The organism is Comamonas sp. BIGb0152 (assembly GCF_024809975.1).
Classification (GTDB): Bacteria; Pseudomonadota; Gammaproteobacteria; order Burkholderiales; family Burkholderiaceae_C; genus Comamonas.
Genome location: NZ_JANUDY010000012.1, coordinates 39,664 through 52,654, shown reverse-complemented (window position 1 = coordinate 52,654; position 12,991 = coordinate 39,664). Strand labels below are relative to the sequence as shown.

The 12,991-nt window shown below is 65.4% G+C and carries 9 protein-coding genes; 4 read left to right on the top strand and 5 right to left on the bottom strand.

The window, feature by feature from the left end:
* Positions 1-207 precede the first annotated feature (207 nt).
* On the bottom strand, positions 208-1,413 hold the full coding sequence (locus tag M2375_RS20265) for a M20 aminoacylase family protein (protein WP_259169967.1): 1,206 nt from the start codon (positions 1,411-1,413) through the stop codon (positions 208-210).
* A 319-nt stretch (positions 1,414-1,732) separates the two neighbouring features.
* Here M2375_RS20265 and M2375_RS20260 point away from each other — a divergent pair, with 319 nt between their 5' ends.
* On the top strand, positions 1,733-3,826 hold the full coding sequence (locus M2375_RS20260) for a molybdopterin-dependent oxidoreductase (protein WP_259169965.1): 2,094 nt from the start codon (positions 1,733-1,735) through the stop codon (positions 3,824-3,826).
* Positions 3,823-4,932, top strand: a complete 1,110-nt coding sequence (locus tag M2375_RS20255) for a M14 family metallopeptidase (protein WP_259169961.1) — start codon at positions 3,823-3,825, stop codon at positions 4,930-4,932. The genes M2375_RS20260 and M2375_RS20255 overlap by 4 nt, the downstream gene beginning before the upstream one ends.
* A 3-nt stretch (positions 4,933-4,935) precedes the next feature.
* Here the strand turns inward: M2375_RS20255 and M2375_RS20250 are convergent, their stop codons facing one another.
* Complete coding sequence (locus M2375_RS20250; protein ID WP_259169959.1) at positions 4,936-5,490, bottom strand: hypothetical protein; 555 nt, start codon at positions 5,488-5,490, stop codon at positions 4,936-4,938.
* Positions 5,491-5,616: 126 nt separating this feature from the next.
* On the opposite strand from M2375_RS20250, the gene M2375_RS20245 reads away from it, so the two are divergent.
* Both M2375_RS20245 and M2375_RS20240 read left to right on the top strand, forming a co-directional pair.
* The gene (locus tag M2375_RS20245; protein WP_259169957.1) at positions 5,617-6,882 is read left to right on the top strand and encodes a class I SAM-dependent methyltransferase; all 1,266 of its coding nucleotides are present in this window, start codon (positions 5,617-5,619) and stop codon (positions 6,880-6,882) included.
* A 12-nt stretch (positions 6,883-6,894) separates the two neighbouring features.
* Positions 6,895-7,230 (top strand): DUF1840 domain-containing protein, encoded by a 336-nt coding sequence (locus M2375_RS20240; protein ID WP_259169956.1) that lies wholly within the window; start codon positions 6,895-6,897, stop codon positions 7,228-7,230.
* Between the two features lie 72 nt (positions 7,231-7,302).
* Here M2375_RS20240 and M2375_RS20235 read toward each other — a convergent pair whose 3' ends face one another.
* The 3 genes from M2375_RS20235 to M2375_RS20225 form a co-directional block, all read right to left on the bottom strand.
* Complete coding sequence (locus tag M2375_RS20235; protein ID WP_259169953.1) at positions 7,303-8,289, bottom strand: tripartite tricarboxylate transporter substrate-binding protein; 987 nt, start codon at positions 8,287-8,289, stop codon at positions 7,303-7,305.
* A 334-nt stretch (positions 8,290-8,623) separates the two neighbouring features.
* Positions 8,624-9,508 (bottom strand): response regulator, encoded by an 885-nt coding sequence (locus M2375_RS20230; protein WP_259169952.1) that lies wholly within the window; start codon positions 9,506-9,508, stop codon positions 8,624-8,626.
* Between the two features lie 2 nt (positions 9,509-9,510).
* On the bottom strand, positions 9,511-12,903 hold the full coding sequence (locus tag M2375_RS20225; RefSeq protein WP_259169951.1) for an ATP-binding protein: 3,393 nt from the start codon (positions 12,901-12,903) through the stop codon (positions 9,511-9,513).
* Positions 12,904-12,991: the final 88 nt, after the last annotated feature.

Here is a 12,991-nt window from a genome sequence, read left to right as displayed (position 1 = left end):
TCTGCGCCTGCGCGCCTCGTCTCAAACCCTATCTCGGCGTTGGGATGGTGGGTTGAGCGATGTGCACGCTTCTTGGGCCCGCTCCGGCATGCCGGTTGATTTCAGGTATCGCCTTGGTGGACGGGACGTGGCGGGGCGGTTTCAGCTGTTTTCCAAGCAAAAGGCGCCCGGGGTGTCCTCGGGCGCCTTTTGCTTGGTTTGCGTCGCTTACTTCTTCGCTTGCGCCAACCACTTGGTGGCCAGCTCTACCCAGTAGGTGGCGCCCAGGGGGATCAGGTCGTCGTTGAAGTCGTAGCTGGGGTTGTGCAAGGTGCAGGGGCCACCGCCGTGGCCGATGGCGCGGTGGTCGCCTTCGCCGTTGGCGATAAAGCAGTAGGCGCCGGGCTTGGCTTGCAGCATGAAGGAGAAGTCTTCGGCGCCCATGGTGGGTTCTTGCGCCTTGACGCGGTCTTCGCCCAGGATGTCGACCATTACCTGGCGCGCAAAGGCGGCTTCGGGGGCGCTGTTGACGGTGGCCGGGTAGTTGCGGTTGAAGTGGAAGTCGCACTTCGCATTGTTCATCGCGCAGCAGCCTTCGGCCACCTGGCGCATGCGCGCTTCGATCAGGTCCAGCACTTCGGTGTTGAAGGTGCGTACCGTGCCTTGCAGCTCCACCCGGTCGGGGATCACGTTGTTGGCTTCGCCGCCGTGGATCATCGTGACGGAGATCACGCCGGTATCCAGCGGTTTTTTGTTGCGGGTGATGATGGTCTGGAAGGCGGTGACGATCTGGCAGGCGATGGGCACCGGGTCATTGCCCATGTGCGGCATGGCGCCGTGGCCGCCCTTGCCGGTGATGGTGATCTTGAAGTCATTGCTGGAGGCCATCACCGGGCCGGAGCTGACCGCCATATTGCCAGCGGCCATGCCGGGCCAGTTGTGCATGCCAAACACGGCCTGCATCGGGAATTTCTCGAACAAACCGTCCTTGATCATCTCGCGTGCACCGCCGCCGCCTTCTTCGGCGGGTTGGAAGATCAGGTAGACGGTGCCATCAAAGTCACGGAACTTGGAGAAGTGCTTGGCAGCGGCCAGCAGCATGGCGGTGTGGCCGTCATGGCCGCAGGCATGCATTTTTCCGGCATGGCGGCTGGCATGGTCGAAGGTGTTGGACTCCTGCATCGGCAGTGCATCGATATCGGCACGCAGGCCTACTGCCAAACCGCTGGCGCCGCCATCCTTGCCGTGCACGATGCCGACCACGCCCGTGGTGCCCAGGCCGCGGTGGATGGGGATACCCCATTCCGTCAGCTTGGCCGCCACCAGATCGGCCGTGCGCACTTCTTCAAAGCACAGCTCCGGGTGGGCATGGATGTCTTTGCGGATCTGGGCAATGCTGGCCGCTTCGGCCACGATGGAATCAATCAGCTTCATGGAAAATCCTGTTGGCTACATGGGGTGTATCTGTCTGGCGGCGCGCGCTGGGGGCCAAGGCGTTGGCGGGCGGCATGCCAAGCCCTCTATGGTGCAGCAAAGCAGGGCAGGTCTGCGCCGAAATGCCCTGGGAATAACCCTGGGGACGCTGTGTAGCGCGTCCATCCCCTTGGGGCGAAGGTTGTGCAGAGCATCCCTTGCGCCTGGGCCGCACTCAGGAACGTGCTGCAGGCGACGCCAGCCCCTGCCATCTGGCGCTACCATGTGCGGAACAACATTTCCCCCCGAATTGGCGCCCAACCCCGCGCCTGCCACTGCCATGACCACCACCGCCGCCGCCACCACCGTTTTGGGGGCCTGCCCCCATGACTGCCCCGACACCTGCTCGCTGGTCACCACGGTGGTCGATGGCGTAGCCACCAAGGTCAGCGGCAACCCGCTGCACGCGCACACTGGCGGCGTGCTCTGCGCCAAGGTCAGCAAATACACCGAGCGCAGCTACCATGCCGACCGCGTGCTGCAGCCGATGAAGCGGGTGGGCCCCAAGGGATCGGGCCAGTTTGAAGCGGTGAGCTGGGACGAGGCGCTGGCCGATATCAGCGCCCGGCTGCACGGCATTGCCCAGACCGATCCGCAGGCCATCCTGCCCTACAGCTATGCCGGCACCATGGGCCTGGTGCAGGGCGAGAGCATGGACCGGCGCTTTTTCCACCAGCTGGGCGCCTCGCTGCTGGACCGCACCATTTGCGCCAGCGCGGGGTCTGAAGCGCTGCTCCACACCTATGGCGGCAAGCTGGGCATGCGGGTGCAGTTTTTTGCCGAGAGCCGGCTGATCCTGATCTGGGGCAGCAACAGCATTGGCAGCAACCTGCATTTCTGGCGTTATGCGATGGAGGCCAAGCGCCATGGCGCCAAGCTGGTCTGCATCGATCCGCGCAAGAGCGAGACCGCCGACAAATGCCATGAACACCTGCAGCTGCTGCCCGGCACCGATGCGGCGTTGGCGCTGGCGCTGATGCATGAGCTGATCGCCCACGACTGGCTCGACCACGACTACATCGCCCAGCACACCTTGGGCTGGGACGACCTGAAAGCGCGGGCACTGCAGTGGCCGCCCGAGCGCGCCGCCCAGGTTTGCGGCATTGATGCGGAGCAGATCCGCAGCCTGGCGCGTGATTACGGCAGCACCGAGTTGGCCGCCATTCGCCTCAATTACGGCATGCAGCGCACACGTGGCGGCGGCAATGCCGTGCGCGCCGTCGCCTGCCTGCCAGCGCTCACCGGCGCCTGGCGCCACCGCGCGGGCGGCCTGCTGCTGTCCAGCTCCTCGTCGGCACCGGCACGCCGGGGCGCGCTGCAAATGCCGGCACTGCTGGGCGCGCGCCAGCCCCGCACCGTCAACATGAGCACCATTGGCGATGCGCTGCTCAAGCCCGCCAGTGCCGAGTTTGGCCCGCAGATCGCCGCGCTCATCTGCTACAACAGCAACCCGGTAGCCGTTGCGCCCGATTCGGCCAAGGTGGTGCAAGGCTTTGCCCGCGAGGACCTGTTCACCGTCGTGCTGGAGCACTTCATGACGGATACGGCGGACTACGCCGACTATGTGCTGCCCGCCACCAGCCAGCTGGAGCACTGGGACATCCACACCAGCTACGGCCACACCGATGTGCTGCTCAACCGCCCGGCGATTGCGCCGCTGGGCCAGGCGCGCAGCAATGCGCAGATCTTTCGCGACCTGGCCGCCCAAATGGCGCGCTACGACAGCGCCTTTGCCGCGCCGCATTTTGCCGACAGCGACGAGGCGTTGTGCCGCCAGGCGGTGGACCCCACGCGCATCCCTTTCGAGCAGCTGCTGGACCAGGGCTTTGTCGCACAAGACCTGCCCGACGCCCCTTTTGCCGACGGCGGTTTTGCGACGCCTTCGGGCAAGTGCGAGTTCCACAGCGCGGCGCTTGAGGCCCTGGGCATCAACCCCTTGCCCGACTACCTGCCCAACCATGAGCTGCCTACGGCCAGCCACCCGCTGGCGATGATCTCGCCGCCGGCGCGCAATTTTTTGAACTCCACCTTCGTCAACGTGCGCCAGCTGCGCAGTGCCGAGGTGCGACCGATGCTGGAGATGCACCCCAGCGATGCCCAAAGCCGCGAGATTGCCGATGGCGACATGGTGCGCGTCTTCAACAGCCGGGGCGAGCATGTCTGCCATGCCAGCATCAATGGCCGCGCCCGGCCCGGCGTGGTGGTGGGGCTGGGCATTTGGTGGCGCAAGGATGGGCCCAATGGCACCAATGTCAATGAGCTGACCCACCAGCAGCTGACCGATATCGGACGCGCACCGTCCTTTTACGACTGTGCGGTGCAGGTTGAGCGCATGGCCCCAGCAGAGATCACCAACGGAGGAATCGCCGCATGAGCGCTGTGGAACAAGCCTTTTCGCGCAGTTACGCGCAAGCCCGCCAGCAGTTTTTGGAGGCCGCCGCATCGGCAGGCATGGCATTGCAGTCGCAAGCCCATCCTTTGGCAGGCGTGGACGGCGAAGCACTGGCCATGGATGTGGCCCGTGATGGCCCGGCCGATGCCGACAAGCTGCTGATCCTCAGCAGCGCCTGCCATGGCATCGAAGGCTACTGCGGCAGCGGCGTGCAGGTGCATGCGCTGCGCGATGCCGAGTGGCTGGACAAGGCGCGCAGCGCTGGTGTGGCCGTCCTCTATGTGCATGCGCTCAATCCCCATGGCTTCTCCTACGGCCGGCGTGTCACCCAAGAGAACGTGGACCTGAACCGCAACTTTGTCGATTTCTCCCAGCCGCTGCCGGGCAACGCGGCCTATGACCAGCTGCACGAGGTGATCGTGCCCGCGCAGTGGCCGCCGGGCCCCGAGGCCGAGCAGGCGATGCAGGCCTTTATCGCGGCCCATGGCTTGAAGGCCTGGCAGGCGGCTGTCGCCCAGGGCCAGTACCGCCATCCGCAAGGGGTGTTCTTTGGTGGCCAGGCCCCCACCTGGAGCAACCAGACCCTGCGCCAGGTGCTGCGCCAGCATGGCAGCCAGGCGCGCCAGATTGCCTGGATCGATGTCCACACCGGCCTGGGCCCCAATGGCTATGGCGAGCGCATCTTCACCGGCCCGCCCGGCGATGCGGCCATGCTGGCGCGGGCGCGCCGCTGGTGGGATGGCGCTGGCGCCACGCCGGTCACCTCCATCGATGACGGCAGCTCCTCATCGCCGCCGCTGACGGGTTTGCTGTGGAACAGCGTGGCGCAGGAATGCCCGCAGGCGGCCTTTACCGGCATGGCGCTGGAGTACGGCGTGCTGCCGGTGCATGCCACCTTGGATGCCTTGCGCGCCGACCACTGGTTGCACCAGCACCCCGAGGCGCCGGCTGCCCAGCAGGCTGCTATCCACCAGCAGATGCGCGAGGCCTTTTATGACGAGAGCCTGGCCTGGAAGGGGCAGATCATCAGCCAGGCACGGCAGGTGCTGTTCCAGACCGTGGATGGGCTCGGCAGCGAAGCACGCTGATGGCTAGGGCGCTGCAACCTGTAGCGCCACCTGTTCGCAGCCCCAGTGGTGCAGGCATTCGCGCAGCAGGATCAGCAAAGCGGCTTGCGCTGGCGACAGCTGCAGGCCGCTGTGGCCGCCGCCCATCATGTGGTTGGCATAGCGGTTAAAGAGCTGCTCGATGGTGTCCGTGTGCTGCAAGGCGGCCTGCGGATCGGGCAGCTGCGCGATGAGCGCCGCCATGTCGGGCGCGCTGCACAGCAGGCCCAAGCTGGGCCCCGCCGCTGGCCAGCTGCGGGTCAGCGGCATGATCTGGTCTTCCACCAACTCAATCACCTGTTCCACATGGCCGGCGGTCACCGGCGGGCGGCGCAGGTACTGTGTTGCCAATTGGCCATAGCCCAGGGGCAGGTGGTGTCGAATAGGTGACGTGGTTTCCCGCGCAAAGCGCCAGACCTGGCTGGCATCCGGATCGGCCTGCAGCACCACCCAGCCATGGTCCGGGTAGCGGGCCTGCAGCGCAGGCAAAGCCAGTAGGGCTGCGGGTTGCGAGGGGGTAGAGGGCAAGGATGGTGTCATGGTTGCTCAGCAATGCTAGGCCCACGCGAGCGGGACTGCTTGCTGTATCTTTTATACATATGCTGTCAGTAGGTGTGTCGGACAAATGCCATTGACGGCGACGACCGGCACACCACAATAACTGCTATGAATATCCTGCAGTCCAAGCTGGAAGAGAAGCTGGCGGGTTTGCCAGTGTCCATGGCCATCGCGATGCCCCAGGGCGGATGGATCGGCCCACCCGACCAGGCGCAAATACGCATCCATTGCCGCAATACGGCAGCGCTGGCCGCGCTGGCGGCCGGGGATATCGGCGTGGTCGGCGCAGCCATTGTCGAAGGCCATGTGGAGATCGATGGCAGCATGCGCGATGCCATGGCCGCAGCCGCGGCACTGGTGCCCGCAGACCCGGTGGCGGCGCGCTCCACCTGGTGGAGCCGGATGCTGGCACGCTCGCGCTCGGCGGCGCTGCACACCTTGACAAAAGATTCCGAGCAGATCCAGTTCCACTACGACGTCTCGGACGAGTTTTACGGCCTGTGGCTGGACCCGCGCCGCGTCTATTCCTGCGCCTACTATGCCCAGCCCGCGCTCAGCCTGGCCCAGGCGCAAGAGGCCAAGCTTGACCTGATCTGCCGCAAGCTGCAGCTGCAACCCGGCGAGCGCTTTTTGGATGTGGGCGCGGGCTGGGGCGGCCTGCTGCTGTGGGCGGCCGAGCACTATGGCGTGCAGGGCACGGGCATCACCTTGTCGAAAAACCAGCATGCCCATGTCAACCGGCTGATTGAGGAGAAAGGCCTGCAGGGCCGGGTTCAGATGCTGCTGAGCGACTACCGCCATTTGCAGGTGGACCAGCCCTTTGACAAGCTGGCCTCGGTCGGCATGTTCGAGCATGTGGGCCGTGCCCATATGCAGGAGTACTTCACGGTGCTCAAGCGCCTGATCAAGCCGGGTGGCCTGCTGATGAACCATGGCATCACCGCCGGCGGCACCGACAACGAGCAGCTGGGTGCCGGCATGGGCGATTTCATAGAAAAGTACATCTTCCCGGGGGGCGAGCTGATCCATGTCAGCGCCGTGCTGCAGGAGATGGCCCATGCAGGCTGGGAGATGGTCGATACCGACAACCTGCGCCCCCATTACGCCAAAACCCTGTGGGCCTGGTCCGATGCGCTGGAGGCGCAACTGGACGAGGCACTCGCCATCCTGGCGCAAAAGGGCGAGCCCGCGCAGGCGGCCAAGACCTTGCGCGCCTACCGCCTCTACCTGGCCGGCTGCGCCACGGGCTTTGAGCATGGCTGGGTGGCCTTGCACCAGATGCTGGCTGTCATGCCCGATGGATCGATGACGACAGGCAGCATGCCTGGTGCACAATCACACTATCCCTTCACCCGGGACTATATGTATCGATAAGGAGAGACAGCCGTGCTATTCAAATTCAAATCGCAGGCGACTGCGGACATGATCATGCTGGAGCCCGATGCCCGCAAGGTGCTGCAGATCATCGGCAAGGATGCCTCGCCGCGCGGCATCATCACCACTGCGCAAATCCCCCAGGCCATTGCTGCGCTGCAGGCGGCCGTGGCTGCCGAGGACGAACGCGCCCAGGCTGACAGCGCCCAGGATCTGGACAAGGACCCCGAAGACGCCGACGGCCAGGATGTGAAGCCCAGCGTTGGCCTCAAGCAGCGGGCCGTGCCTTTTATCGAGATGCTGCGCCGCAGTGCGGCCGAGCAGGCCGATGTGGTCTGGGGTGCCTGAGACGCGCTAACTCCCCCGCGCCAAGACGAAAAAAAGACTGCCGAGGCAGTCTTTTTTGCATGCAGGCGTTGGTCAGTCGGCGAAGGTGCCGGCGGCCTTGATGATCGGCGTCCACTTGGCGATTTCGGCCTGCACAAAGGCCTTGTGGCCTTCGGGCGTGATGCGCTGGTCGGTGGCGACCACGGCGCTCAGGTTCTCCGACTTCTTGATGAACTCGGGGTCCTTCAAGGCCACCTTCAACGCGTCGTTGACCTTCTTCAGGATGTCGGCCGGCGTGCCCTTGGGGGCGTACAGACCGTGCCAGATCGTCACTTCAAAGCCCTTGAGGCCTTCTTCTTGCAAAGTCGGCAGGTCCTTGAGCGAAGGGGTGGTCAGGCGCTTGTTGGTGGTCACGGCATAGGCCTTGACCTTCTTGCCCTCAATCTGGCCGGTGGTGTTGGTGGTCTGGTCGCAGAGCACATCGACCTGGTTGCCCATCAGATCGGCAATCGCCGGTGCGGCGCCCTTGTAAGGCACGGCGGTCAGCGGGATCTTCAAGGTGCTTTGCAGCAGCAGGCCGCAGAGGTGCGAGGCAGAACCAATACCGGCATTGGCCAGGTTGACCTTGTCCTTTTCCTTGTTCAGGTAGGCGGCCAGTTCCTTGTAGTTGTTCGGCGCCAGGGTGGGCTTGCCGATCAGGGTCATCGGCACGTCGTTGATGATGCCCAGGTACTCGAAGTCCTTGGTCACATCAAAGGACAGCTTGCGGTACAGGATGGGGGCCGTGGCCACGCCAATGTGGTTGAGCAGCAGGGTGTAGCCGTCGGGCTTGGCGCGTGCCGCCTTGGCCATGCCGATGGTGCTGCCAGCGCCGTCGGCGTTGTCGATGACCACGGTCACGCCATTCAGGGGCTTGCGCAGCGCTTCGGCCAGATCGCGTGCCACGCGGTCGGTAGGGCCACCTGCGGTGAAGGGCACGACGATGGTGATGGGCTTGTTGGGGTAGGAGGCGTCGGCATAGGCGCCAGTGGCGGTGGCGGCCGCCAGGGCCAGTGCGCTCCATTGCATCATCTTGTTCATAACGGCTTGTCTCTTTGAAGGGGAAAAAGACTGCCATCCTAACGAGATCAGGCTTCGGTTTTTTCTAAGGTAAACCCTTGTTTTTCCAGCGTGTTTCCGGGTTTTGTCGGTGATGCTTTTCGAGAACTTAAAGCCAAATGCCAGCCCGGGGCAAACCTGGGCTGTCATAGATGCTATCAATATTGATAGTCGAAATGTTGTTAAGCAATGTCGGAATGGTAGGTGGCCTAGCGCTGAAATGGACAGTTATTTGCGTTGGCGCAAGCCGTTCGGGCCGCAACCAGGGCCGCCAAGCCCCGCAATGTCCATAGCTTTCCTATGGCTTTCACCCAGCTTACGCCGTGAACGAGCCGCTGGCGATGGCCGCCGCCGCTGCCCGCGTCTCCACGCCCAGCTTTTCAAACACATGCTCCAGGTGCTTGTTGACGGTGCGCGGGCTCATGCCCAGGATCTGGGCAATGTCGCGGTTGGTCTTGCCCTTGGCCAGCCAGCCCAGCACCTCCGTCTCGCGCGGGGTCAGTGCCGCATCCTGCAGGCGCTGGGTGCTGGCGCGCAGGCCTTCATGGCCCAGGCGCAGCACCAGCATGCGCTCGCCAATGCCCACCTCGCCAACATCCTGGGCCAGCAGGCTGGCTTGCCCCAGCGCCTGCTGGGCGGTCTGGTCGCGGGCCGATTGCAGCCAGGCCGCTGCGGCAGGCGGGGCAGCGCCAAAGGCCTGCTCCAGCCACAGCGCCGCCTGGGGTGAGCGCCAGGCGATGCGGCCCTGGCGGTCCAGCACCACCACCCCCATGCCGCCCACATCCACCGCCGCCTGGGCCATGCGGCCCACATGGGCGTTGTGCATATGGCGGGCCAGGCGCGCCAGCACCTCGGGCAGCTTCAAGGGTTTGACGACATAGTCCACCCCGCCGCAGGCAAAGCCCTCGACGATATGGTCGGTCTCGGACAGCCCGGTCATGAAGATGACCGGCACATGGGCCCAGGCCGGGTGGGCCTTGATCTTGCGGCACAGCCAGAAGCCGCTCTCGCCGGGCATGACACAGTCCAGCAGCACGGCATCCGGGGTGGCCATGTCCAGCCGCTCCAGCGCCTCGACGGCGTTGCGGGCCACCAGCACGGTGTAGTCCTGCTGGCTCAGCGCTTCGCAGAGAAAGCCGAGGGTCTCGATGGCATCGTCGACCACCAGGACGACGCCGGCATGGGGCGTGTGATGAGGCATGGCTAGGTATCGGGCGAGGAGGCCGCGAGGCTCTCCAGGATGGCGGGGAAATCAAAACGCTGGGCAGCGGCGTCCAGCGCCTGCAGCGTGCTGCGGCAATCCGGATGGGTGGTTTGGGCCGCCGCCAGCAGCTTGCGCAAGCCGGCGCCATCGCCAAAGCGCGCTAGGCGGGTGATGTCTGCATGCAGCTCGGGCGGCAGTGGGGGTTGTTCTTGCAGTGGCTGCGCGCTGGGCAGCAGCGCTGCAGGGGCCGGGGGTGCTGCCGTGTCCTCCAGCCATTCGAGCTTCAGCAACCAGGCCAAGGTGTCCATCAGCTCGGATTCCAGCACCGGCTTGCCCACAAAGGCCTGGCAGCCGGCGCGCTCCAGTTGCTCGGGCTGGTTCTCGAACAGGTCGGCCGAGACGATGACGATGGGCAGGTGCGCGGCGCTGTATTGCTGGCGCACCAGCGCGGCGGTCTGCCAGCCGCTCAGGTCATCCATGCTCAGGTCCAGCAGCAGGGCATCGGGCGGGGCGTCGCGGATGATCTCCAGGCACTCCTGGCCGCTGGCCGCCTCCCGCACGGTAAAGCCCAGGGGGATCAGCACCCCGGCCAGCAGCTGGCGGTGGATGGGCTGGTCATCGACCACCAGCAGGGTTCGGCGCGGGCCCAGGTAGCCGCCAATAAAGGGCCGCGCCTGTGGCTGCCCGGCCAGCGCACGTGGCGGGTTGTGCACCTCGCTCAGGTAAAGCCGTACCGAGAAGGTGCTGCCCTGGCCCGGCGTGCTCTGCAGCTGCAGCTCGCCGCCCATCAGCAGGGTCAGCATGCGGGTGATGGTCAGCCCCAGGCCGGTGCCGGTGCTAGCGGCGCGGCGCCCGGCGCTGCCCCGCTCAAAGGGCATAAAGATGCGTTCATGGTCCTGCGGCGCAATGCCAATGCCGGTGTCGCAGATGTCAAAGCGCACCACATCGCTGTGGCAGTTGACCTGCAGGCGGATGCTGCCGCTGTCGGTAAAGCGGATGGCATTGCCCAGCAGGTTGATCAGAATCTGGCGCAGGCGCTTGGCATCGGCGCGCACCCACGCTGGGATGCGGCCCTGCGTCTGCAACTCGAACTGCAGGCCCTTGGCCTCCGCCTGGGGCCGCACCATGCGGTTGACGGCTTCGAGAAACTCGGGGAACTGCAGCGGCGCCGGATCCAGCCGCAGCCGGCCGGCCTCGATACGCGCCAGGTCCAGCAACTCGTCGATCAGCGAGTGCATGTGCTGGCCGCTGTGCAGCATGGTGCTGATGTTTTCATGAGCGGGGCCGGGCAAATCACTGCGTCGCAGCAGCAGCTGGGCATAGCCGAGGATGCTGGTGAGGGGCGTGCGCAGCTCATGGGCCATGCCGGCCACATAGCGCGACTTGGCTTGGTTGGCCGCCTCGGCATGCTCCTTGGCGGCTTGCAGTTGGGCATCGGTGCGCTGGTGGGCCTCGATCTCCTGCATCAGCATCTGCGTCTGGCGCTCGGACTCCTCGCGCGCCATGCGCCGGCTGTCCTTGGCCAGCACCAGCCACCAGGCGTAGAGCGCGCACAGCAGCGCCAGCAGCGAGAACGCGCGCACAAAGGCCCAGCGCAGATCCGTCTGCCCGGGCGAGAGGCTTTGCTGCATATAGACCACGAACAAGGCCAGCGCCATGGGGCTGGTCAGCAGCAGCACCGTGCCCGCATAGGAGGCCAGCCGAAAGTTGATGCTGCGCTGGATGCGCTGGGGCAGCAGGCTTTCGTAGAGGCTGCGCCACTGCACCTGGGCGCGTGCCGTGCTGGGCTTGCAGCGGTCATGGCAGCGCGAATCGAGCGAGCAGCACAGCGAGCAGATCGGCGCGCCATAGGCGGGGCAGCCGGCCATGTCGGCGCGCTCGAACTGGTTCTGGCAGACAGCGCACTGCAGCTGCGCGGCCTCGAACTGCGCGGGCTGGCGGGCGATGTACCAGCGCCCGCCGGTGGCCCAGGCCAGCAGCGGCGATACCAAAAGCGCAATGGCCAGCGCAATATAGGGCGCAAAGGCGCTGGCCAGCTCGCCCAGCAGGCCGCTATAGGCAATGCCGGCGGCCACGGCGGCAATGCCCATGGCGCCCAGGCCCACGGGGTTGAGGTCGTGCAGGTAGGCGCGGCGAAACTCGGTGCCCGGCGGGCTCAGCCCCAGCGGCTTGTTGATGACCAGGTCCGCCACCAGCGCGCCCACCCAGGCCACCGCGATATTGCTGTAGATGCCCAGCACTTTCTCCAGCGCGCTGAACACGCCCAGGGTCATGATCAGCATGGCGATCATCACATTGAACACCAGCCAGACCACGCGGCCCGGGTGGCTGCGGGTGATGCGCGAGAACACATTGGACCAGGCGAGCGAGCCGGCATAGGCATTGGTCACATTGATCTTGATCTGCGCCATGACGACAAACACCAGGGTGACCCACAGCGCCGTGCTCTGGTCGGCGAAGATCTTGCCAAAGGCCGTCAGGTACAGGTGGGTGGGGTCCGAGGCCTCGGCCACCGTCGAGCCAAACTGCAGCGCTACATAGGCCAGGTAGGCACCGCCCAGCATGCGCGCGGCGCCCATCAAAATCCAGCCCGGCCCGCCCATCAGCACGCAAAACCACCAGCGGGCACGGTTGTTGGCCGTCTTGCGCGGCATAAAGCGCAGGTAGTCCACCTGCTCGCCCACCTGCACGATCAGCGCAAAGATCACGGTGCTGGCCGAGCCGAAATACAGCCAGTTGAAATCCGCGCTGCCCGAGGTGAGGCCCGACAGGCCGGGCAGCTGCTGCACAAACTGCGGCTGCTGGAAGGCCAGCCACAGGTAGGGGGCCAGCAGCATCAGCGCCCACACGGGCTGGGTCCAGGCCTGCAGCTTGGAGATAAAGGTGACGCCATACAGCACCATCGGTATCACCACCAGCGCGCACAGCACATAGCAGACCACCAGCGGCCAGCCCAGCGCCATCTGCACGGCCAGCGCCATGATGGCCGCCTCCAGCGCAAAGAAGATAAAGGTGAAGGTGGCATAGACCAGCGAGGTGATGGTCGAGCCCAGGTAGCCAAAGCCGGCGCCCCGGGTGAGCAGGTCCATGTCCAGCCCATAGCGCGCCGCGCAGACCGAGATGGGCCAGGCGGTCAGAAAGATCACGATGCCCATCACCGCAATCGCCCAGGCGGCGCTGCTAAAGCCATAGGCCAGCGTGATGGTCGCGCCAATCGCCTCCAGTGCCAGAAAGGACAGCCCGCCCATCGCTGTGTTCAGCAGCTGCCATTCGCTCCAGCGGCGCGCCTTCTGCGGGGTAAAGCGCAGCGCGTAGTCCTCCATGGTTTCGTCAGCCACCCAGGCGTTGTATTCGCGGCGGATCGGGAAGATCTTTTGGGAGGGCTTGTTCATCACAGGCAGCGCGCAGGCGCCGGGGGCATGGGATCCGCAGACTAAGCAATATTCAGGCCACGGCAAGGCTGGTGCGGCCGGCGAGGTG

Coding starts and splice junctions, on each gene's coding strand:
- M2375_RS20225 (WP_259169951.1), bottom strand. CDS start 12,903: ATGAACAAGCCCTCCCAAAAGATCTTCCCGATCCGCCGCGAATACAAC.
- M2375_RS20245 (WP_259169957.1), top strand. CDS start 5,617: ATGAATATCCTGCAGTCCAAGCTGGAAGAGAAGCTGGCGGGTTTGCCA.
- M2375_RS20265 (WP_259169967.1), bottom strand. CDS start 1,413: ATGAAGCTGATTGATTCCATCGTGGCCGAAGCGGCCAGCATTGCCCAG.
- M2375_RS20260 (WP_259169965.1), top strand. CDS start 1,733: ATGACCACCACCGCCGCCGCCACCACCGTTTTGGGGGCCTGCCCCCAT.
- M2375_RS20230 (WP_259169952.1), bottom strand. CDS start 9,508: ATGCCTCATCACACGCCCCATGCCGGCGTCGTCCTGGTGGTCGACGAT.
- M2375_RS20235 (WP_259169953.1), bottom strand. CDS start 8,289: ATGAACAAGATGATGCAATGGAGCGCACTGGCCCTGGCGGCCGCCACC.
- M2375_RS20250 (WP_259169959.1), bottom strand. CDS start 5,490: ATGACACCATCCTTGCCCTCTACCCCCTCGCAACCCGCAGCCCTACTG.
- M2375_RS20255 (WP_259169961.1), top strand. CDS start 3,823: ATGAGCGCTGTGGAACAAGCCTTTTCGCGCAGTTACGCGCAAGCCCGC.